Below are 22,885 nucleotides of genomic sequence, written 5' to 3' on the forward strand. Positions count from 1 at the left end.
CCCCGTACCGCGTGGCTTACCATGCCTGACCCACACTTGACCCTGAAGCTACTCAAGGGTTGAGAATCGCTTCCTTTCCACCTACGCGAGTACCTCATGCGCCTGCTCATCATCGAGGACGAAGTCCGCACCGCCGACTACCTGCAGCAGGGCCTGACCGAGAACGGCTACGTGGTCGACTGCGCCCGCACCGGCCCGGACGGCCTGCACCTGGCCCGGCAACAGGCCTATGACCTGATCATTCTCGACGTGAATCTGCCGGAGATGGACGGCTGGACTGTCCTGCAGACCCTGCGCGCCGAGTCCACCACGCGGATCATGATGCTCACCGCCCATGGCCGTCTGTCCGACCGGGTCAAGGGCCTCGACCTGGGGGCGGACGACTACCTGCTCAAGCCCTTCGAATTCCCCGAACTGCTGGCGCGGGTGCGAACCCTGCTGCGGCGAAGCGAACAGTCGCTGCAGTCGTCCACCCTGAAAGTCGCCGACCTGGAACTGGACCCAATCCGCCACCGCGCCTGGCGCAACGGCAAACGCATCGACCTGACCGCCAAAGAGTTCTCCCTGCTGCACCTGCTGATGCGCCAGAGCGGCGATGTGCTGTCGCGTACTCAGATCATCTCGCTGGTCTGGGACATGAACTTCGACTGCGACACCAACGTCGTCGAAGTCTCCATCCGCCGCTTGCGAGCGAAGATCGACGACCCGTTCGAGCACAAGCTGATCCACACCCTGCGGGGCGTCGGCTACGTCCTGGAAGCCCGCGAATGAGGTCGACGCGGCTGTCCCTGCGCCTGGGCCTGAGCGTGATCCTCATGGGCGCGGCCCTGGTGCTGCTGCTGGCGACACTGGCCGTGGTGGCACTGGACCGCGAACTGGACGACCGTGCCCGCGAGCATCTGCAGCGCAAGATGGAGCAGATCGAACACAGCCTGAATGTCGACCTGAAGGTCGGCGACCTCGCCGCACGCGCCCACCCGTTGCTGGACGTGGTGATGGGCCACGACAACCTGAGCCTCAGCGTGATCCAGCGCAACGCCCGCCATCCGGCGCGGCTCAGCCTCGGGACGGCGCTGGAAGCACCGCCGCTGCCCATCATCGCCGGCCCGAGGCTGGGGTTCGACGAGTGGAACGACAGCCGCGGCGTTCAACTGCTGACCGCGTCCCGCACCATGCACCTGCAGGACGGTACCGCCGTGCAGGTGGAGCTGACGGTCAACCGTGGCGAAGACCTCGATCTGCTCCATGCCTATCTGCGCTCTACCCTGCTGGCGTTGCCCCTGCTGTTGCTGCTGATCGGCGTCTGTGCCTGGAAGCTGGTGCAGGGTGGTCTGGCGCCCTTGCGCCGCTTCCGCCGGATCGCCGCGCAGGTCTCGGCCCAGGAACTCAGTCATCGCCTGCCGGAAACCGGGCTGCCCCAGGAGTTGCGCGAGCTGGCCCACAGCATCAACGTGATGCTCGACCGTCTGGACCACGGCGTGCAGCAACTGTCGCAATTCTCGGATGACCTCGCCCACGAACTGCGCACCCCCATCAGCAATCTGATGGGCAAGGCCCAGGTGACCCTGAGCCGCGAACGCCCCGCCGACGACTACAAGGTCGCGCTGGAAGACAGCATCGAGGAACTGACCCGCCTGAACCGGATCATCACCGACATGCTGTTCCTGGCCCAGGTGGACCAGCCCACGGCGCGCCTGCAACTGACACCGGTGGCACTGGGTGAAGAGGCACGGCGAGTGGCCGAACTGTTCGACCTCAGTGCCGAAAGCAAGGACATCACCCTGAAGGTACGCGGTTGGGGCACGGTGCAGGCCGACCGGTTGATGCTGCAGCGGGCGCTGTCGAACCTGCTGAGCAATGCCATTCGCCACAGCCCGGCCGGGCGGACAGTGGAGATCGGTATCGAGGCGCGCAGCGACGGGCTGCACTGCTGGGTCGAGAACGGCGGGTCAGGGATTGCCCAGGAGCATATCCCGCACCTGTTCGAGCGGTTCTACCGGGTGGGATGCGGGCGTTCGCGGATGGATGGCGGAACGGGGCTGGGCTTGTCGATCGTGCGCTCGATCATGCAGGTGCACGGTGGGCGGGTCGAGGTGAGCAGCGTGCTGAACGGGCCGACGCGGTTCAGCCTGGTGTTTCCGGACTGAAGGGAATAGGGGCGCCGCTGGCCCCTGTGGGAGCGGCTTCAGCCGCGAACGGCGGCAAAGCCGTCGTAAAACCTGAGTCCCCGATCAGACGGATACAACCGGGGTACCGATTTTGTGGCCGCTGCGCGGCCAATCGCGGCTGAAGCCGCTCCCACGAGGTCTTGTATCAGCGGCTGGCCGCCAGGATCAGTGCCTTCATTTCCGCCACCGCGCCCTTGAAGCCCACGAACAGGGCATGGGCCACCAGCGCGTGACCGATGTTCAGCTCATTGATGCCCTTGATCGCCGCCACGGCCTCGACGTTGTGGTAATGCAGGCCATGGCCGGCGTTGACGATCAACCCCTGGCTCAGGCCAAAGGCCACGCCGTCGGCGATGCGTTTCAGTTCATCGGCTTCCTCGCCCGGGGTGTGGGCATCGGCGTAGCGGCCGGTGTGCAGTTCAATGGCTGGCGCACCCACGCGACGCGAGGCTTCGATCTGCCGCTCGTCGGCGTCGATGAACAGCGACACTTCCGAACCCAGCTTCGACAGGCGCTCTACCGCCGCCTTGATCCGCGCTTCCTGGCCAGCAACGTCGAGGCCGCCTTCGGTAGTCAGTTCCTGACGGGTTTCCGGTACCAGGCAGATGTGCGCTGGACGGATGCGCTCGGCGAACGCCATCATTTCCTCGGTGACGCCCATCTCGAAGTTCATGCGGGTCTGCAGCACGTCCTTGAGCACCAGCACGTCGCGTTCCTGGATATGCCGGCGATCCTCGCGCAGGTGCACGGTGATGCCGTCGGCACCGGCCTCTTCGGCGTCCAGCGCGGCCTTGACCGGGTCGGGGTATCGGGTGCCACGGGCCTGGCGCAGGGTCGCCACGTGGTCGATGTTGACGCCGAGAAGGATGCGGTTGCTGTGGGTCACGAAGAAACTCTCCTGAATGTTGAGCCCGACAGCATACGACGAGCTCAACGCTTGCGAAACAGTTCGCGGCTGACCAGCGGACGGCCGCCCAGATGAACGGCCAGTGCCTGGCGCATCAGGCGCTTGGCCGCACTCAGGGCGCCAGGCGCAGTCCAGTCGGCCTCGGCCATGGCGGCGAGGTCGGCACCGGTGAACAGTCCGGGCTGCACCAGGTACACCCGCTCCAGCCCGGCATCCACCTGCAGGCGGTACCAGCCGTCCGGCGCCAGCGGTTCGCCGTTGACGTCCTGGTCCAGGGCGAAGGCGTAGCCGAGTTCATCCAGCAGCCGCCATTCGAACGCCCGCAGCAGCGGTTCCAGCGGACGACCGGCCGCCAGCGCCTGAAGGGTCGCTGCGTAGTGCTCGAACAGCACCGGGTGGGGATCTTCCGCCGGCAGCAGGCGGATCAACAGTTCATTGAGATAGAGCCCGCTGAACAAGGCATCGCCGTTCAGCCAGGCAGCAACGCCGACACTGTCCATGCGCCCGACATTCTTCAGCTCGCCGCGCCCATGCAGCTCGATTTCCAGCGGCACGAACGGCCGCGCCAGGCTGCCACCCTTGCCGCGGGCGCGGCGCAACACAGCGCGAAAGCGCCCTTGCGGGGTGAGGAAGTCCACCAGCGCACTGGTTTCGCGGTAGGCACGGTTGTGCAGAACGTAGGCCGGTCGGGCTTCGGGCTGGTCCATGATCGGCTTCAGGAAAGAGCGGCCCGACACCGGTCGGTGTCGGGCCTGGAGGGATTACAGGTCGCCGTAGCCCAGGGAACGCAGGGCGCGTTCGTCATCGGACCAGCCACCCTTCACTTTGACCCAGAGGTTGAGCATGACCTTGGCGTCGAACAGCACTTCCATGTCCTTGCGCGCCTCGGAACCGATGCGCTTGATGCGCTCGCCCTTGTCGCCAATGATGATTTTCTTCTGGCCGTCGCGCTCTACCAGGATCAGGGCGTGGATGTGCAGGACAGCGCCCTGCTGCTTGAACTCTTCGATTTCCACGGTGATCTGGTAAGGCAGCTCGGCACCGAGCTGGCGCATGATCTTCTCGCGCACCAGTTCAGCGGCAAGGAAGCGGCTGCTGCGGTCGGTGATCTGATCTTCCGGGAAGAAGTGCTCGTTTTCCGGCAGGTGCTTGGCGATCAGGCTTTCCAGCGCGTCGAGGTTGTGCCCCTGCTGGGCGGAGATCGGCACGATCTCGGCGTTCGGCAGTTGCTCCTGCAACCATTGCAGGTGCGGGATCAGCTCGGCTTTCTCTTCCAGGCGGTCGGTCTTGTTGATCGCCAGGATCACCGGGCCCTGCACGTACTGGATGCGCTCCAGGACCAGTTGGTCTTCGTCGGTCCAGCGGGTACGGTCGACCACGAAGATCACCACGTCGACGTCTTTCAACGCCGCCGAGGCAGTCTTGTTCATGTAGCGGTTGAGCGCCTTTTCGTTGCTCTTGTGCATGCCGGGGGTGTCGACGTAGATCGCCTGGACATCGCCTTCGGTCTTGATCCCGAGCATGTTGTGACGGGTGGTCTGCGGCTTGCGCGAGGTGATCGCCAGCTTCTGCCCGAGGATATGGTTGAGCAGCGTCGACTTGCCCACGTTCGGGCGGCCGACGATGGCCACATAGCCGCAACGGGTGGTGTTCGTATCAGTCATTGCCATTCTCCACGCCAAGGGCGATCAATGCCGCAGCGGCAGCAACCTGCTCGGCAATACGCCGGCTGACACCCTGCCCCCGGCTTTTTTCGGTCAACAGGGTCACTTCGCATTCGACAAAGAAGGTCCGGCAATGCGGCTCGCCCTGGATATCCACCACTTCATAGCGGGGCAGTTCGCAGGCCCGGGACTGCAGGAACTCCTGCAGGCGGGTTTTCGGGTCTTTGTTGGTGTCGACCAGGGTCAGGCTGTCGAACTCGCCGGCCAGCCACGACAGTACCCGTTCGCGAGCGGTCTGCATGTCGGCATCCAGGTAGATGGCGCCAATCAGTGCTTCAAGGGCATCGGCCAGGATCGACTCACGGCGAAAACCGCCGCTCTTCAGCTCACCCGAACCCAGGCGCAGGTAGTCGCCGAGGTCGAAGCCGCGGGCCAGCAGGGCCAGGGTCTCGCCTTTCACCAGGCGGGCGCGCAGGCGCGACAACTGGCCTTCGCGGGCCTGGGGAAAACGTTCGAACAGCGCTTCGCCGGCAACGAAGTTGAGGATGGCGTCACCGAGGAACTCCAGGCGCTCGTTGTTGCGGCCGGCGTAGCTGCGGTGCGTCAGGGCCAGCAGCATCAGCTCCTGGTTCTTGAAGGTGTAGCCGAGCTTGCGCTCGAGGCGACTCAGGGAAGCGTTCACAGTGTACCCACGCGACGTTCGTGGTCGATGTTCAGCGGCGACGCCAGGGCGCCGGTCCCGCACGGTTCAGTCCGGCCGGCGGCCGTCGAAAATAAAGCGTTGTTCAAATGCAGATCCTGAAAGACGGTGTGGATTCATGCCTGCTGGCCTGCAGGGCTGGGAGCCCCGCCAGGGCCCCTCGATACAGCCTATGCCAGAAAAGCACTCGGCGCCGTCCCGAAGGACAGCGCCGTGAAGGTGCTACTTGATCAGCCCTACCCGCGACAGGGTCGGGAAGTGACTGAGTTTCGGCCCCGGCCAGCTCATCCACACGGCGAATGCCTTGCCGACGATATTCTGGTCGGGAACCATGCCCAGCAGCTCCTTGGGAATGGCCGGGTCATCCCAGTAGCGGCTGTCGTTGGAGTTGTCGCGGTTGTCGCCGACCATGAAGTAGTGCCCGGCGGGCACGGTCCATTGCTGGTTGGGCGGCATGTTGTAGCGGTTCATTTCCTTGCGGATCAGGTGCTCGGCTTCACCGAGTTTTTCCTTGTACAGCTCGGCGCTGCCCAGGGTGCCCGGCTCGGCGCCGACCAATTGCTCGGCGACCTGCTGGCCATTGACGTACAGCCGCTTGTCGCTGGTGTAGCGCACCACATCACCCGGCAGGCCGACCACACGCTTGATGTAGTTGACGTTCGGGTCGCTCGGGTAGCGGAACACCATGACATCGCCGCGTTGCGGGTCACCGATCTCGATGACCTTCTTGTCGATCACCGGCAGGCGGATGCCGTAGGAGAACTTGTTCACCAGGATGAAGTCGCCCACTTCCAGGGTCGGCTTCATCGAGCCCGACGGGATCTGGAACGGCTCCACCAGGAACGACCGCAGCACCAGCACGATGAACAGCACCGGGAAGAACGACTTGCCGTACTCGACCAGCAACGGCTCCTTGTTCAACTGCTCCAGTACCGCCACTTCAGGCTGGCTGACGCTGCCCTGGTAGGTGGCGATCGCCGCACGCCGGCGCGGCGCTAGGAAGAGCAGATCGATCAGCGCCAACAGCCCACAGACAAAGACTGCAATGACTAGCAACAGCGGGAAATTTAATGACATAGGACCTAGCTATCCAACCTGAGCACGGCGAGGAAGGCTTCCTGTGGAATTTCCACGTTGCCCACCTGTTTCATGCGTTTCTTACCGGCCTTCTGTTTCTCGAGCAGCTTGCGCTTACGGCTCACGTCGCCACCGTAACATTTGGCCAGTACGTTCTTTCTGAGTGCCTTGACCGTGGTCCGGGCAACGATCTGGCCACCGATGGCCGCCTGGATCGCCACGTCGAACATCTGCCGAGGGATCAGTTCCTTCATCTTCTCGGTCAACGCACGACCTTTGTAGTGCGCGTTGTCGCGGTGCACGATCAATGCCAGGGCATCGACCTTGTCGCCGTTGATCAGTACGTCGAGCTTGACCAGGTTGGCCGACTGATAACGATCGAAATGGTAGTCCAGGGACGCATAGCCGCGGCTGGTGGATTTCAGGCGGTCGAAGAAGTCCAGCACCACCTCGTTCATCGGCAGGTCGTAGCGCACCTGCACTTGCGAACCGAGGAACTGCATGTCGCGCTGCACGCCACGCTTCTCGATGCACAGGGTGATGACGTTGCCCAGGTGCTCCTGCGGCACCAGGATGGTCGCGGCGACGATCGGCTCGCGGAAGTCTTCGACCGACGAGATGTCCGGCAGCTTCGACGGGTTGTCGACGTAGATGGTTTCGCCGGTCTTGAGCTTGACCTCGAAGATTACGCTGGGCGCGGTGGTGATCAGGTCCAGGTCGTATTCGCGCTCCAGGCGCTCCTGGATGATCTCCATGTGCAGCATGCCGAGGAAGCCGCAACGGAAACCGAAGCCCAGGGCGTCGGAGCTTTCCGGGGTGTACTGCAGCGACGAGTCGTTCAGGGTCAGTTTCTGCAACGCATCACGAAAATCTTCGAAATCGTCGGAACTGACCGGGAACAGGCCGGCATAAACCTGCGGCTGGATCTTCTTGAAACCGGACAGCACTTCGACTTCAGGGGTCGAGGACAGGGTCAGGGTGTCGCCCACCGGGGCGCCGTGGATGTCCTTGATGCTGGCGATGATGAAGCCCACTTCACCGGCCTTGAGGTCGGTGGTCTGGGTGTGTTTCGGGGTGAAGACACCGACGCTGTCCACCAGGTGGATCTTGCCGGTGGACTTGACCAGGATCTTGTCGCCCTTCTTCACGCGGCCATGACGCACGCGCACCAGGGAGACGACGCCCAGGTAGTTGTCGAACCACGAGTCGATGATCAGCGCCTGCAGCGGTGCGTCGATCTCGCCTTCCGGCGCCGGGATGGTCTGCACCAGGCGCTCCAGCACCTCGTTCACGCCCATGCCGCTCTTGGCCGAGCAGGCCACGGCGTCGGTGGCGTCGATGCCGATGATCTTCTCGATCTCGTCCTTCACCCGGTCCGGGTCGGCCTGGGGCAGGTCCATCTTGTTCAGGACCGGCATGACTTCCAGGCCCTGCTCGATGGCGGTGTAGCAGTTGGCGACCGATTGCGCCTCGACGCCCTGGCCGGCGTCGACCACCAGCAGTGCACCTTCGCAGGCCGCCAGCGAGCGGCTGACTTCGTAGGTGAAGTCGACGTGGCCGGGGGTATCGATGAAGTTCAGCTGGTAGGTTTTGCCGTCGCCAGCCTTGTAATGCAGGGTAACGCTGTGGGCCTTGATGGTGATGCCGCGCTCACGCTCCAGGTCCATGGAGTCGAGGACCTGGGCTTCCATCTCGCGGTCGCTCAGACCGCCGCACATCTGGATGAAGCGGTCGGCCAGCGTCGACTTGCCATGGTCAATGTGGGCGATGATGGAGAAATTGCGGATATGACTCAAATCACTCACGGATCAACACTCAAAAAGGCCGCGGGCCGGACGCCCGCCGAAAAATAGCCGGGAATTGTACCTGATGCCGATGGGTTGTGGGAGATTCCATTCGCCGGCCATCCGGTTGGATAGGCCTGGCCGGCGATGGAGAGAACGCTGAATCAGGGAAGGCGTTCGAACAGCTCAAGGGAGCGGGCTGCCACAGCCGACACAATCGGCATCATCGGAATTCAGGATTCCGGCCGGCGGGAACTCGATCGTCCGCAATTGCTCCATGGCCTCGACCGAGAAGGACTGGTCCTCTGGAATGAACATGAACTTGGAGCCCATTGGCGCATTCAGATCGACCCGCAGAATCGGCATGAACCTGCCGGTGACCTTGAAGTAATCGTTCTGGATGTAGCGAGCGCCCGGGAGACTGTTGGCAGCCGGCACATAGAAAAAGGCCTCGATGGGCAGCTCCGTGGGAATATTCTGGTCCCAGGCCCCAATGATCAGCTCGGTATGGCCCGTAGCCCAGCTCTGCCCCACCCGCACATCGGTGTTGAGCTGAATTTCGGCTGGGGTATCACCAAAGGTACAGCTCGCCCCTGGCGCACCGCCGTACGACGCTCGCCAGCCTGCGACGGTGGTGATGTTCTGCGCCGTGCAGGCCCCCCGGCAACTGTTGGACGTCTGGGAAGTCGCTGCGTTAGCGGGATAGGCGCAGCGAAACCGCACTTGATGATCCGACTTCTTGCCCAGCTCGTGGAAAATCAGACCCGGGCTGCCAACGTTTCTCACGCCATTGTCCGCTCGCACCCAGGCAAACGACACGCCGTCACGGCCGACCGAGTTCGGGCTGGGGTTCCAGGAGTGAAAATTTGCGCCGAAACCGGTACCACGAATGAAGACCCCATTGCAGTGGAGCGCCGATTTATTGTCGAGGCAGGTGCTTTTGGTATCGGCATAACGCCGATTGATGCGGTCGGCGATCTGGTAGCCACTGTAAAGCTGTTCACGAGAGTCGAAGCCCAACGGTTGGGCGTTGCTGTCGGTGGCATCGAGTCGCAGCACCGGCAGCCAGTTGCCCGTCGCCTTGAACCAGGCGTATTGATCGCTCAACGCCGCACGCAGGCCTTCGGGTGTCCGGCGATGGTAGATGGCCTCGACCGGCAATTGTGCTGGCGCAACCGCCCCCCAGTTGCGTACCAGCAACTCCGGAGGACGGTTCATGCCGTCGTCCCCCACCAGTTGATAGTCCTTGCCCTGGCCGCTGGCCGTGAAACGATCCGAAAACAGATAGCCACTGGCTTGCAGCAACGGCGCAGTCGCCACATCGAGCCTGAGGTAATCGAATCGCTCGGCGCCGCGAGCCACCGCATCAGGCCCATGGGACCAGAACGGCGACGGGTCGCTGGCCAGCACCTGCTTGACCATCACCCCGCTGCAGTAATAGGCCGGGTAATGATCGACACAATGTTCAGGCGTGCTGACGTAGGCCTGATTGAACCGCTGCGCCGTTTCAGGCCCACTGATCGCCTGGGCCGGCAAGGCGCCCAGGCCAAGTGACAGACAAAGCGACAGCGCACCGCAGAGTTGCAGCATGAATCCAGGCATCTCGGTTCTCCCGCAGCACGCACCTCTGGGAGGTGCGGCCGGTCGCGAAATCAAGGAAGGTATTGGTCGGGCTTCAGGGCTTGATGCCTGCCACCTGCAGCAAGGTCGCCATGTCCTCGGCGCCAATGACGCCGGAATAGAGGTCGAGGGTAAAGGCGGTGCCAGCCCCCAGGACATCGCCCCACACCGGGACATCGGGCAGATCATCGCGAACCGGCGGGGGATAGAATGTCAGCAGTCGATTGAAGTCCCCGCTGGTGGGCAGCAGGAGTGCCGTCTCGTCGCACAGTTTCCGTGCACCGTCCCAGTCCGCCGCAGGACTCAGGACGTGAAACTCCTTGATGCCCTTGATCACCAGCTCGTAGCTACCGGGCCCCGAGGGGCTGCCCTCGGCATGGATGGTGACCTTGCCGTTGCCCAAAACGGTGACGATGCCGTAATCATCGACCCTGGCCAGCTTTTCATCGCCGCTGCTGTAGCGGGTCGCTCCCGGCATGACCCGCTGTATCCGCGCGAAGTCCGGGATTTTCTCGGGCGGGCGCGCCTCGGAATGGGTATAGAGCACCAGGTAGTTCTGCGGGGAAAGGTCAAATTCGACGGTACCGGCAAAGCCCTGTTCCAGTTTGAAGTCGAGCGATCTCGATGAGCCGATATCACTGACCGTGTATCGCACCCGGACGTCCTTGCCGAGGTTGGCGACCAGGGTGGCCTTGGGAAGCGGAAGCCTGATATCCCGGCCATGGGGTCCCACCGGCCAGGTTATCCAGTAAAGAACCGCTCCGAAGGTGTCCTCCAGATACAGCGTGAGGTCCGAGCCGCCCCACTGCGTGGGCACATTGGTGATATTAGCCATGGTGCCGGTCTCCGGGACTTTGTCCGGGTCCAGCGTGCCATCAACGACGCCATCCACCGCGGGCGCCGGTAAATCCTCTCTGACGAAACTCATGGTCAAGCTCCTGGGTGCACGCACCTGACGCCTTGCAGGCCGCAGGTGCGTGGCTCGGGTTTCGCGTCGAACCTCAGACGCCCTCGGTGGCCTGCAGCGCCGCGGCTGATTCGGCTTGCACCTCCTCGACCGTCATGGCGCGACCGGTGGTGACCTTGTTAGTCAGGTACTGCTGCTGGGAGTCGCTGTCACCGCCCCCGTCGGGTACACCCCAAGTGACCACGGCACCATCTGCGGTCAGCGCGGTAAAGCCATGGGTATTGGCGTAGATCGCCCGGACATTGACCAGCTTGGCCGCGACCTTGGAGGTGTCGCCTCCGGTTGCCGGCGCGCCCCAGGCGACCACGGACCCGTCACGGCACAGCCCCGCGAAGCTCCAGGAACTGCCGACCACCTGGACGATGTCGGAACGGCGAGCGATATCTTCCGGCAGCAGGCCGCCATTGGTGTCATTGCCCCACGCCACCACGTTGCCACTGCTCAGACGGGCGCAGAAGGCATGCCAGGTGCTGGTAATCTCCACCACATTCGTCAGGTTCTGGATGTTGTCGGGAACAACGCCGCCATGGCTTTTGGGGCCCCAGGCACGCACCTGATTGGTGTCCAGCAGCACGGAGAACGCCTGGGCCGTGGCGGCGCCCAACGCCTTGACGTTGGTGAGCCGGGCGATTTCCTCGGTGACATCGCCACCGTAAGCGGCCGCCCCCCAGGCGATCACGCTGGTCGAAGCACCATTACCCGGATCCCGCAGCGCTGCGAAGGCCGCGTAGTTCCCGGTGACCTGGATAATGTCGCTGAAACCTTCCTGGCCGGGCTTGAGCTTGCCGCCGTTGGTGGCATCTCCCCATGCCACCACCTGTCCGTTTGCCCGACGTGCCGCGAACGCCATCGATGCGCCGCACACATCCACATAGTCGTTGTGATTGACGGCGTCGCCCGCGACGGGCACCCCGTGCGTTGCCTTGCCCCACGCGAACAGGCTGCCGTCCTGCTTCAACCCGACAAAGGCGTGGGCATTGCTTTTGACCTGCACGTAACTGCCATTGTCAGTGGGGGGATTGCCACCACTGTCCCCTGTGCCCCAGGTCACGACATAGCCATCGCGTCGACGCGCCGCGTAGGCGTTACTGGTGCACGACACCTCGGCAATGTCGCGGATGGCGATGAGATCGGGAGAAAGCTTGCCACCGTAGCCTTCCTTACCCCATGCCACCATGTCCACCTCACCCGGGCTGCCGGTGGCGCCCTCGTCGCGCATGGCGACGAACGCCGCCAACCCGTTGGCGCTGGTATCAATACCATTACCCACGATATTGGCCGGGTTCAGGACCACACCTTCGTCCTTGCTGCGAACATGCAACTTGAGCCACGGTTTGTTATCGAACCAGCGTTCCTTGGCCGTCCAGACCGTGCTGCCTTCATAGCGCCATTCGGCCAGCAACGGCCTCAGGGTGGTGCGATGGAACGCGCTGAGCATCCGCGGCGCACTGGACGCCCGATAGGTACTGGCATTGAAGCGCGCACCCATCACCAGCAATGGCCCGGCACCGACCTCACGACTCACGGTATAGGTGTTGAAGTTCGATTTTTCCGGCGTGCCGCCCCCGCTCCGGATAATGTCGTACTCAAGCTTGAAGCTGGTACCGGTACTGGCGTTGATCACCTCGTAAGGCACTTTCACGCGTACCGGTTGCCCTGTGCCGCCGACCGGAACCCGGTAAGAAATGGTGGTGCTGCCGCCCTGGGCCGAGCTGGTGATCGTCACCTCGCCCTCGTCACCCTCCTTGAACTGTGCCGACGCATCGATCACCACGGTGGCACCGTTGAGCACATCATCGGGATTGAGCTGATTACCCTCCCCGGCCTCGTCGATCACTGGCAACGGCAACTCGGCGCTTTGCACCCGCAGGTTCAGGGTTTCCGAAGTGCGCCTGGTACCATCGGCACCGAACACCTCATAGGACACCACCACGTTGCCGTCCGCGTTGGCAGCCACGAACTCGTAGCCAACCGTCAGTTCAAAGGGTTTCCCGACGTCTTCCTGGAACACTGGGCGCGTTACGGTCGTGGTGCCGTTCGGTTTGCTGCCGATCCAGTGCACATCGACCTCGTCACCAAACTTGAGATCCGCCTCGACAGGGATGCGCACCGTAGCCCCGCGAATGGCATCCACCGGATTCAGAATGCCATCGTTCGACTCCGGCACTTCTGGCAGGGGCAGTTGCCCTTGCTGGGCCCCGATCTTCAACGTCGTCCGAGCGGATGGGCGGGTAGCCTCGCCGTCTTCGCGAACTTCGTACCAGAGTTCGACCTCACCGCCGAGGTTCTGCCGGATATGCTCGCGGTCCAGCTCGAACACCACCTCGCGGCCAACCGAGAACGGATTGATCTCCATGTGGTCCTCGAAGTGCTCGCCCACCGTGGCACTCCAGAACACGTGAACCCGCTGCCCGTCGGCCATGTTGGGATACGGATCGATCACCAGCTCCAGCCACTCGGGCAGCTCGTCGGGGTCGAGCATGCCATTCTGCGCAGCGGGCCGGGTGTAGGGTGCAGGCAACTGGAACTGAGCCTCGCCCACCATCAGCAGCTCGCGTTCAGACTCGATCGCCACGCCGCCGGAACGACCGATGGTGTAATAGACACTGACTCGCCCGCCCTTGAGCGGGAGGATGTTGCTGGCACCCGGGATGGGGAACGTGACAGGCCGGCCATTCCATCCGGCGCTGAGCTGTTGCCTGTCCTCGTAAAGCAGGGGGTTGCCATCAGAACGGGTGCCCCGCCAGGTCAGCATCACTGAATCGTTAGCTCGCAGGAATTCGATGGGAATGTTTACCGTTGCCTGGGCCAGATCCGGGTCGAGGACACCGCCCTGTGCTTCGAGCACGGTCGGCTTGGGCAACCCGCGCTCGACACCGTGGAAAGTGACCGCTGCCCGCTTCGAAGCCCCCTCGGCGGCGCCGTTTCGCACGACCGAATACGAGGCCGAACCCCGACCGAGCCCCAACTGCCGCAGATCGGCGTTGGGAACAAAAAAGTCCAGCACTTCACGGGACCTGCGCACGGTTTGAGCCGGCAGTTCCACGGTGATCGCCTGGCCTTGCGAGGTGGTGCCTACCCAGGTGAGCGCCACCTCGTCGCCGACCAGCAGGCCGTTGCTCGGGTCGACAATCACCTCGACCAGCAGATCCGCTTCTCCGAGCTTGTCGAGATCGATGACGTCCCAGGGATCGGCATCCGGGTCCGGGTTGTCGATCAGCGGCGAATCGAACATGCCAGTGCCGACTTCCACGTCCACGGTGGTGCGCATGGACCAGACGCGCTGAACGTTCTCCACTTCATCCATCACCTGATAGACCACCACCAGGCCATCGGCGTCGCCTGCATCGAGGATGATGTCTTCGGTAACCAGAATCTCCACGAACCCCGCATCCACCTCTGCCTGGGTGACCAGGTGCTTGACGATCTCGCCGCCCCAACTGAGGGAGATCAGATCGTACTCACGCATGTTTTCATAGCGGCCGATCGTGACGGTGACGCCTTCGCGGGCAATGTCCTCGTCGATGATCGTTCCCGGAGGCAGATCGAGTTCAGGCGCCGCAAGCCCCTCGTGGTTCGGCGTATCGGGCTGTGGGTCGGCCCCTCCGGGAAACACCGTGCGTACCAGCACGTTCAAGCGATCGGAGTTTTCCTTGTTGCCGCTGACGCGGGTGATGCGATAGGTCACCTCGCTGATGCCGTCCTTGATCGCATTACGAGAAATGTTCAGATAGACGTTGTTGCCGATGTCCGCCTCACGCACGGGCGTGGACGCTACGGAGGTGGTTGAGTCCCCCCAGAAAATCTCGATCCAGTCGCCCTCGCGCATGTTGACGTACTGGTACACCACCACCAGCAACCCGGAGGCATCAGAGTCGATCATGCTGTAGTTGACGCCACCATCGACCCCCGGGGTTTCCAGGGGGCCGATCAGACCCGGGATGGAGAGCGGGGCGAGGGCCTTCGGCTGCGGCGCGTTGAACGGCAGTGGCTGCCCGGCTAGGGCTTGATTGGCAATCTTCTCATCGATAGTCATGAGTGCTCTCCTGATCAGGTCAAACCCGTGGATAGGCGTTGGCACCTACGGGGCTGAGATGATTGAAAAGCCAAGGGGAACAGGCCCACAACTGACAAAAATATCAGGTCGCTCCAGCACCTTCGAAAAAGCTCACGCAATTCAGGGCGTTGGCGCGGCCGGCACGACGATAAAAATTTCGCGACGAAAATTCAGCCAAAAAAAAGGGCAGCCCGAAGGCTGCCCTCTCTCTTCGTAGCGGCTTACTCAGCCAGCTTGAAGGTGATGAAGCTGGCACGCCCCTGGCGCAGCACGCGCATGGACACCGAACGGTTCTTCGGCAGCTCCTTGGCGATTTCGGTGAACTCCTTGGCCGAGGTGATCGCCTGGTTGTTCAGGTGGCTGATCACGTCGCCCGGACGCAGGCCGATCATGGCGGCCGGACCATCCTGGACTTCCTTGATGACCACGCCGCCTTTCAGCTCGAGGGTCTTCTTCTGCTCGGCGGTCAGGTCGGACACGGTCACGCCCAGGCGATTGCTGTTGCGCTCGGCGGTACCGCCAGGGGTGGTGGTGACTTCCGAATCGTCATCCGGCAGTGCGCCGATGGTTACGTCCAGGTTCTGGCGCTTGCCGTTGCGGATGATCTCCAGCTTGGCCTTGGCGCCGTCCTTGAGGCCACCGACCAGGTGCGGAAGGTCGGCCGACATGACGATCGGCTGGCCATTCAGGCTGAGGATCACGTCGCCCACCTGCAGGCCGCCCTTGGCGGCCGGACCGTCTTCCAGCACCTGGGCTACCAGGGCACCGGCCGGCTTGTCGAGACCGAAGGATTCAGCCAGGTCCTTGTTCACTTCCTGGATGACCACGCCCAGCCAGCCGCGACTGACCTTGCCGTCTTTCTTCAACTGGTTGGAAACGTCCAGTGCCACGTCGATCGGGATGGCGAACGACAGGCCCATGAAGCCGCCGGAACGGGTGAAGATCTGCGAGTTGATACCCACCACTTCGCCGTTCATGTTGAACAGCGGGCCGCCGGAGTTACCCGGGTTGATGGCCACGTCGGTCTGGATGAACGGCACATAGGTGTCGTTCGGCAGGGTGCGGCCCTTGGCACTGACGATACCCTTGGTCACCGAGTGGTCGAAGCCGAACGGCGAACCGATGGCCAGTACCCATTCACCCACCTTCAGCTTGGACGAGTCGCCCAGCTTCACGGTCGGCAGGTTCTTGCCCTCGACCTTGAGCAGCGCCACATCGGTACGCGGGTCGGTGCCGACCAGCTTGGCTTGCAGCTCGCTGCGGTCGGACAGGCGAACGATGATCTCGTCGGCGTCGGCGACCACGTGGTTGTTGGTCAGCACGTAGCCGTCATCGGAAATGATGAACCCCGAACCCAGCGACTGCGCTTCGCGCTGGCGGTCGCCACCCCGAGGCTGCTGGGGAATGCTGCGCTCGAAGAACTCGCGGAACATCGGCGGCAGGCCTTCCAGGTCAGGCATCTGCCCACCCGCGACACGACGGTCCGGCAGTTTCTGCTTGGTACTGATGTTTACGACGGCCGGCGAAGCCTGCTCGACCAGGGTAGTGAAGTCCGGCAGGGCTTCAGCCTGGGCAGTGGCCATCTGACCGAGCATGAGCACGGCCGCAAACAGCGATAGGTAGGATTTCAAGCGTGGTATTGACATACGGCTCCCGTCACAACGAGCGTGGTTAAGCAGTAGGGACCTGCCAACGAAAAAGGCCCGGCAACAACCCCGAGGGCTGCGACCAGGCCTGAAACATTGGCATTCTTGATGCTGCAACAGCAGAAAAGGCCAGACCTGCGAAGGTCTGACCTATGAACAAATCCGGATGATTTTGCAAACTTGAAGGCTTACCAATCATGTCAGCAACTCTGGGACATGCCTGTCGTCCTTGTCATCCATGTACCTAAACGATCCTTGAAGTCTTTACTGGCTGGCCTGGGCGTCCTGCGGGCGCATCGACAAGGCCACCCGTTCGGCCGTCCCGATGGGGATTTCACCCACCACCGTGACCATTACCTCACCCTTGGGCGTCGTCAACTGCCGCGAGACGGCAACGGTCGGACCAAACTGCAGCCGAGCATCGGAGCCGGCATTCTGGTCCATGGCCTCGAGGAACACCGAGAAGCGGGCCAGGCCATCGTCATACATCAGGCTGCTGACGCTGTGCTTGCCGTCGGCATCCTTGCGCACGCTGCTGTTGACCAGCTCGAAGCCCGGCGGCAGCCAGTCCGAGCGCCAGCCGGCAACCGCCTCATTGACCTGCCCCGCCGCCTCGGCGACCGGGTGGCAATTGGCACTGGGCTTGAGTTCGGCATCGTCAGGCGTGTCGCGGGTATCCAGACGGGTGAACTGGAAGCGCTCCAGCAACTGCTCCTTGTCGTTGATCAACAGGGATTTCAGCGGCAGGGCGGTCTGGCTGTCCAGGTGCAGCTCGAAGGCATAACGGTGCTGGTCGCGAGGACGCAGGGTCAGGATCACCACCTTGCGATCGGCTACCCGGGAGGTGCCTGCGACGCTCAGATCGTACCAGCTCATGAGTTTCAGGGGATCGAGCACCCGCGCCGAAGAGCGCGCCGCGTTGCCCACGCCCGGAATCAGCGCGCCACTGACGCAGCGGGTCTGCCCATCGACACGCACCACTTCCTGGGCCGGGCCGTCGAGCTGGTACAACCGCTCGCTGAGCTTGCCGTCCTGGACGCGATGCCAGATGTCGTGAGTAGAGAAACTACCGTTGCGTTCGTAAACGAAAGTGCCCTGATAACTCTGCTCCTGCTCGGCCTTCGCCAGGCGGTTGAGCCAGTCGGCAGCCTCGGTGGACGAGTTGGCGGCCATCGAAATGGCCGGAATCGTCAGGCAGCCGCTGAACAGGAGCGGTATGAGAGGTAGCGCGCGCATGATCCTCCTTGGGTGTTCCTAGCGGTTTTCCAGGCTGGCGGCACGTGCGTAAGGCAATGCGCTTTCAGTCCCCTTCACGGCAGCTTCCTGGGCATGCTGACGCAGGTAGCCCGGCAGACGCTGGTCCTGCCAGCCGCTTTGGCCCTGCAGAACACCGTTGGCCATAGGGCCGGTAGGCTGCTCGGAACTTTCACTATAGCCTGCCAGAACAGCCGGACCCTGAACCTGCGGTGCCGCCAGCCCTTGCTGGACCGGTTGCTGGGCAGCCAGCTGGGCACCGGTGATCTCGTCCTGGTTGTACAGCCGCACACCTGCCAGCACGGCCAGGGTGACGGAGGCGGCTACCGCCAGGCGACCCACGCTGCGCCATGGGCCGCGAGCGACCTTGACCGGCGTGGCCTCGTCGGCCAGCGCGGCCGAAACGGCCGAGGCGATGTCCAGCTTGGGCATCAGCAGTTCCTTGTGCATCGCTGCACGAGCGACCTGGTAACGCGACCAGGTGGCACGGGTTTCGGCATCGTCGACGGCATTCAATACCCGACGCAACTCCAGTTCGTCCGCTTCGTTATCCATCACCGCGGACAGCGATTCCTGCAAAGCTTCACGACTCATGGCGGTTCCTCTCTTGGCTGTCGCCGCTGTCTCAGGTTTCCTGCAACAACGGCTGCAGGGCTTTGTCTATGGCCTCCCGAGCGCGGAAAATCCGAGAGCGCACGGTACCCACCGGACACTGCATGACGCTCGCAATGTCCTCGTAACTCAGACCATCGAATTCACGTAAAGTTAACGCCGTACGCAAATCTTCTGGCAGTTGCTGGATGGTTCGATGGACAGTGCCTTCGATCTCATCACGCAACAGCGAGCGTTCAGGGGATTCGAGGTCCTTGAGGCCATGATCGCCATCGTAAAACTCAGCATCCTCGGAACTTACATCGCTGTCCGGTGGCCGCCGACCGCGGGACACCAGATAGTTTTTCGCCGTGTTGATGGCAATGCGGTACAGCCAGGTATAGAAAGCGCTGTCACCACGAAAATTGCCAAGAGCACGGTAGGCCTTGATGAACGCTTCCTGCGCAACATCCTGGGCCTCATGGGTGTCGTGCACGAATCGCACGATCAACCCGAGAATCTTGTGCTGATACTTCAGCACCAACAGATCGAACGCTCGCCTGTCACCGCGCTGCACGCGCTCGACAAGCTGCTGATCCTCTTCCTGGGTTAGCATGAACACTCCTCGGTGAACCTGGAGGGGTGCTGCATTGGCCATCGTTCAGGCTTGCATCCATAGACTCGGGCTTTTTGCAAAAGTTCTCCCCCTCCAGAGAAGTTTCCGGCGACCCATGATCGGCTCGCACGAAAGACGCAGCGCGGTCACGGCCGGCTGCGTCGACAAATCAGTTTTCTTCCTTCGGCAACGGCGAAAAACGACCGCTACCCTGCGCCACTATGGCTGCTGGCGTGCAGGCAACCCTCTATGGATATGCATGATTCCAGGAAAGTTCCCACGCATGGCCATCGCAACCGCGTCAGTGAAATGGAAATCCGGGCCTCGGGACTGCTATAAAGGCACCCCACCCTGATTCACGATAGTTTCACAATGCCATGAACGCTTGACCATTGTGCCGATACCACTGCCCTTATACCAGTGTCCTACGTGGTCGCCCCGCGCGGAAATTCCAGACATGAGCCAACAACTACAACATGACGTCCTCGTGATCGGCAGCGGTGCCGCGGGCCTGAGCCTCGCGCTGAACCTGCCGTCACACCTGCGCATCGCCGTTCTCAGCAAGGGCGACCTCGCCAATGGCTCGACCTTCTGGGCCCAGGGCGGCGTCGCCGCGGTGCTGGACGACGCCGACACCGTGCAGTCCCACGTCGAGGACACCCTCAATGCCGGTGGCGGCCTGTGCCATGAAGACGCCGTGCGTTTCACCGTGGAGCACAGCCGCGAGTCGATCCAGTGGCTGATCGACCAGGGCGTACCGTTCACCCGCGACGAGCACGCCAGTGTCGATGACGGCGGTTTCGAGTTCCACCTGACCCGCGAAGGCGGCCACAGCCACCGCCGCATCATCCACGCCGCCGATGCCACCGGCGCCGCCATCTTCAAGACCCTGCTGGACCAGGCCCGCCAGCGGCCGAACATCGAGTTGCTGGAACAGCGCGTGGCCGTGGACCTGATCACCGAGCGGCGTCTCGGCCAGCAGGGCGACCGCTGCCTCGGCGCCTACGTGCTGGACCGCGCCACCGGCGAAGTCGACACCTTCGGCGCCCGCTTCACGGTGCTGGCCACTGGCGGCGCAGCCAAGGTCTACCTCTATACCAGCAACCCCGACGGGGCTTGCGGCGACGGCATCGCCATGGCCTGGCGAGCCGGCTGCCGGGTGGCCAACCTGGAGTTCAACCAGTTCCACCCTACCTGCCTGTATCACCCGCAGGCCAAGAGTTTCCTGATCACCGAGGCCCTGCGCGGCGAAGGCGGACTGCTCAAGCTGCCCAACGGTGAGCGCTTCATGCCACGCTTCGACCCGCGGGCCGAACTGGCGCCACGGGACATCGTGGCCCGGGCCATCGACCATGAAATGAAACGCCTGGGGGTGGACTGCGTCTACCTGGACATCAGCCACGAGCCGGCGGACTTCATCAAAAGCCACTTCCCCACCGTCTACGAACGCTGCCTGACCTTCGGCATCGACATTACCCGCCAGCCGATCCCCGTGGTTCCGGCGGCCCACTACACCTGTGGCGGGGTGATGATCGATCAGGACGGCCGTACCGACGTACCGGGCCTCTATGCCATCGGCGAAACCAGCTTCACCGGCCTGCACGGCGCCAACCGCATGGCCAGCAACTCGCTGCTGGAATGTTTCGTCTACGGTCGCTCGGCCGCCGCCGACATCGTCGCCCAGCTGGATCAGGTGAACATGCCCCAGGCCCTGCCTTGCTGGGATGCCAGCCAGGTCACCGATTCGGACGAAGACGTGATCATCGCGCACAACTGGGACGAACTGCGGCGATTCATGTGGGACTACGTGGGGATCGTGCGTACCAGCAAGCGCCTGCAACGGGCCGAACACCGGGTGCGCCTGCTGCTGGACGAGATCGACGAGTTCTACAGCAACTACAAGGTCAGCCGTGACCTGATCGAGTTGCGCAACCTGGCCCAGGTCGCCGAACTGATGATCAAGTCCGCCATGCAGCGCAAGGAATCCCGCGGCCTGCACTACACCCTCGACTATCCGGACCTGCTGCCGGACGCCCGCGACACTATTCTGCAGCCGCCCACCTTCTGCGGCTGAACTTCAGGCGCAAGCGCAGGCGCCGGTGCTGCACCGGCTCCAGCGCATCGTGACCGATGCACTGGCTGCGAGTGAACCATTGCCCCGGCAGTCGATAACGCAGAATCACCAGGCCCGGCAGCGCCATGCTGTCGCGCCGCAGCTGCACCCCGTGCCAGCCGCGGGCGGCACTCCACAGCTGCCAGCCATGGGCATCGCGGCGCAGGCGGGTGATGGCGCAGGGATGATTGAGCAAGAGTTGCCGGGGAATGACCCAGGCGGCGTGTCCCAGACAAAGAACAACGCCGGACACACAGAGCACCGGCGGCAGCGCCAGCAGCGCAAACGCCATCAGGGCCAGCAGCAGACAGGCGAGATAAGCCGCCAGCAGAAGCCTGGAGCCCTGCCAGCAGCACTCGAAGCGATCACTTGGGCTGGACACGGTCCAGGATGATGCGAACCATGCGTTGCAGCTCCGGGTCTTCGGACTCGGTGCGTTCCATGAACCAGCCGAACATGTCCTGGTCTTCGCAGCTCAGCAGACGTACATACAGCTCGCGGTCCGTCTCGTTCAGGGTCGGGTAGACCTCCTGGGTGAAAGGTACCAGCAGTACGTCCAGCTCCAGCATACCGCGGCGGCTATGCCAGAACAGCCGGTTCAGTTCAGTTTGTTCGACCATGGGGCCCTCCTCGAATAGGCCGCCAGTATACAGACACGCTTACCGATGAGCACACGGCGTTGGTCTAGCGTCGCTACCTATTTTCCGAATGGCACTCTATGATGGCCCCCAGTCTTATTTACCTGCGATGAACCATGGCCGACTCCGCTTTTTTCTGCACCCTGTCCCACGAAGGCGTCCTCGCTGTGCGCGGTTCGGACGCTGGCAAGTTCCTGCAAGGGCAACTGACCTGCCATATCGGTTATCTCGACGAACACACCTCCAGCCTCGGCTCGCGCTGCATGCAGAAGGGCCGGATGCAATCGAGTTTCCGCATCCTGCCCGAAGGCGACGGCTTCCTGCTGGCCATGACCCGCGAACTGCTGGAGCCACAACTGGCCGACCTGAAAAAGTACGCGGTGTTCTCCAAGGCCAGGCTGACTGACGAAAGCGCTGCCTGGGTCCGTTTCGGCGTGGACCACGGCACCGCCGCCCTTGCCGCCCTGGGCCTGGACGTGCCGCAGCAGCCCGGCGCTACCGTTCGCCATGACGGCCTGATTGCCATCAACGTTTCCGCCGACCGGGTCGAACTGTGGGCTCCGGCCGCCCAGGCCGACGCCGTTCGCGAGCAACTGGCCGCCCATCTGCCGCAAGGCGAACTGGACGACTGGTTGCTCGGCCAGATCCGCGCCGGCATCGGCCAGGTCATGGAGCCGACCCGCGAGCTGTTCATTCCGCAGATGATCAATCTGCAGGCCGTTGGCGGTGTGAGCTTCAAGAAAGGCTGCTACACCGGCCAGGAAATCGTTGCCCGCATGCAGTACCTGGGAAAACTGAAACGCCGCCTCTACCGGCTGGCCCTCGATCAGGCGCAAATGCCGGCACCCGGCAGTGAAATCTTCTCGCCGACCCACGCCTCGTCGGTCGGAGAAGTGGTGCTCGCCGCCCGCGGCGAGCTGCTGGCCGTACTGACAGCCGATGCCGTGGAAGACGACAACCTGCACCTGGGCAGCCTCGAAGGCCCCCGCCTGAGCCTGTTGACCTTGCCTTACGAACTGGATCGCGATCGCGAAATCCAGCGCTGAGCCCGCCCTGCCCCGTTGCGCATGACCTCGGGGCCAT

19 protein-coding genes are annotated in these 22,885 nt (G+C 63.1%); 4 read left to right on the forward strand and 15 right to left on the reverse strand.

Features of this window, described 5'->3' with window-relative positions; translation table 11 throughout:
• The first annotated feature begins 96 nt into the window (after positions 1-96).
• Entirely contained in the window at positions 97-771 is a 675-nt protein-coding gene (locus AC05QJ_RS25665) for a heavy metal response regulator transcription factor (RefSeq protein WP_476744040.1), read from the forward strand.
• On the forward strand, positions 768-2,147 hold the full coding sequence (locus AC05QJ_RS25670; protein ID WP_476744041.1) for a heavy metal sensor histidine kinase: 1,380 nt from the start codon (positions 768-770) through the stop codon (positions 2,145-2,147). The genes AC05QJ_RS25665 and AC05QJ_RS25670 overlap by 4 nt, the downstream gene beginning before the upstream one ends.
• A gap of 166 nt (positions 2,148-2,313) precedes the next feature.
• On the opposite strand, the gene pdxJ is transcribed toward AC05QJ_RS25670, so the two are convergent.
• From pdxJ to rpoE, 13 genes are all read right to left on the reverse strand, one after another.
• Positions 2,314-3,054, reverse strand: coding sequence for a pyridoxine 5'-phosphate synthase (pdxJ, locus tag AC05QJ_RS25675; protein ID WP_476744042.1), 741 nt, complete (start codon positions 3,052-3,054; stop codon positions 2,314-2,316).
• Between the two features lie 44 nt (positions 3,055-3,098).
• Entirely contained in the window at positions 3,099-3,782 is a 684-nt protein-coding gene (gene recO / locus AC05QJ_RS25680) for a DNA repair protein RecO (protein WP_476744043.1), read from the reverse strand.
• Positions 3,783-3,836: 54 nt separating this feature from the next.
• On the reverse strand, positions 3,837-4,739 hold the full coding sequence (era, locus tag AC05QJ_RS25685; RefSeq protein WP_476744044.1) for a GTPase Era: 903 nt from the start codon (positions 4,737-4,739) through the stop codon (positions 3,837-3,839).
• Positions 4,732-5,421, reverse strand: a complete 690-nt coding sequence (rnc, locus tag AC05QJ_RS25690) for a ribonuclease III (RefSeq protein ID WP_476744045.1) — start codon at positions 5,419-5,421, stop codon at positions 4,732-4,734. The genes era and rnc overlap by 8 nt, the downstream gene beginning before the upstream one ends.
• Before the next feature lie 240 nt (positions 5,422-5,661).
• Complete coding sequence (gene lepB, locus AC05QJ_RS25695) at positions 5,662-6,516, reverse strand: signal peptidase I (RefSeq protein ID WP_476744046.1); 855 nt, start codon at positions 6,514-6,516, stop codon at positions 5,662-5,664.
• A 5-nt stretch (positions 6,517-6,521) separates the two neighbouring features.
• Complete coding sequence (gene lepA / locus AC05QJ_RS25700) at positions 6,522-8,321, reverse strand: translation elongation factor 4 (protein WP_476744047.1); 1,800 nt, start codon at positions 8,319-8,321, stop codon at positions 6,522-6,524.
• 165 nt (positions 8,322-8,486) lie between these two features.
• Positions 8,487-9,902 carry a hypothetical protein gene (locus AC05QJ_RS25705; protein WP_476744048.1) on the reverse strand — a complete coding sequence of 472 codons (1,416 nt, stop codon included), beginning with the start codon at positions 9,900-9,902 and terminating at the stop codon, positions 8,487-8,489.
• Positions 9,903-9,975: 73 nt separating this feature from the next.
• Positions 9,976-10,848: a hypothetical protein gene (locus AC05QJ_RS25710; protein ID WP_476744049.1), complete on the reverse strand. Its 873-nt coding sequence runs from the start codon at positions 10,846-10,848 to the stop codon at positions 9,976-9,978.
• 73 nt (positions 10,849-10,921) lie between these two features.
• Positions 10,922-14,923, reverse strand: a complete 4,002-nt coding sequence (locus tag AC05QJ_RS25715) for an RCC1 domain-containing protein (RefSeq protein ID WP_476744050.1) — start codon at positions 14,921-14,923, stop codon at positions 10,922-10,924.
• Between the two features lie 242 nt (positions 14,924-15,165).
• Positions 15,166-16,539: a DegQ family serine endoprotease gene (locus AC05QJ_RS25720; protein ID WP_476748007.1), complete on the reverse strand. Its 1,374-nt coding sequence runs from the start codon at positions 16,537-16,539 to the stop codon at positions 15,166-15,168.
• A gap of 315 nt (positions 16,540-16,854) precedes the next feature.
• On the reverse strand, positions 16,855-17,826 hold the full coding sequence (locus AC05QJ_RS25725) for a MucB/RseB C-terminal domain-containing protein (RefSeq protein WP_476744051.1): 972 nt from the start codon (positions 17,824-17,826) through the stop codon (positions 16,855-16,857).
• An 18-nt stretch (positions 17,827-17,844) separates the two neighbouring features.
• The gene (locus AC05QJ_RS25730) at positions 17,845-18,438 is read right to left on the reverse strand and encodes a sigma-E factor negative regulatory protein (RefSeq protein WP_476744052.1); all 594 of its coding nucleotides are present in this window, start codon (positions 18,436-18,438) and stop codon (positions 17,845-17,847) included.
• 31 nt (positions 18,439-18,469) lie between these two features.
• A complete protein-coding gene (rpoE, locus tag AC05QJ_RS25735; protein WP_003252049.1) occupies positions 18,470-19,051 on the reverse strand; it encodes an RNA polymerase sigma factor RpoE/AlgU in 582 nt (193 codons plus the stop codon).
• Between the two features lie 457 nt (positions 19,052-19,508).
• Here rpoE and nadB point away from each other — a divergent pair, with 457 nt between their 5' ends.
• Positions 19,509-21,125, forward strand: a complete 1,617-nt coding sequence (gene nadB, locus AC05QJ_RS25740; protein ID WP_476744053.1) for an L-aspartate oxidase — start codon at positions 19,509-19,511, stop codon at positions 21,123-21,125.
• Here nadB and AC05QJ_RS25745 read toward each other — a convergent pair.
• On the reverse strand, positions 21,094-21,546 hold the full coding sequence (locus AC05QJ_RS25745) for a protein YgfX (protein WP_476744054.1): 453 nt from the start codon (positions 21,544-21,546) through the stop codon (positions 21,094-21,096). The genes nadB and AC05QJ_RS25745 overlap by 32 nt on opposite strands.
• Positions 21,530-21,784 carry an FAD assembly factor SdhE gene (locus AC05QJ_RS25750; RefSeq protein WP_003252043.1) on the reverse strand — a complete coding sequence of 85 codons (255 nt, stop codon included), beginning with the start codon at positions 21,782-21,784 and terminating at the stop codon, positions 21,530-21,532. Before AC05QJ_RS25750 ends, AC05QJ_RS25745 begins: the two co-directional genes overlap by 17 nt.
• A 134-nt stretch (positions 21,785-21,918) precedes the next feature.
• Between AC05QJ_RS25750 and ygfZ the strand changes: the two genes are divergently transcribed.
• Positions 21,919-22,848: a CAF17-like 4Fe-4S cluster assembly/insertion protein YgfZ gene (gene ygfZ / locus AC05QJ_RS25755; RefSeq protein ID WP_476744055.1), complete on the forward strand. Its 930-nt coding sequence runs from the start codon at positions 21,919-21,921 to the stop codon at positions 22,846-22,848.
• Positions 22,849-22,885 lie beyond the last annotated feature (37 nt).

It is taken from the genome of Pseudomonas sp. TUM25319 (assembly GCF_056388475.1).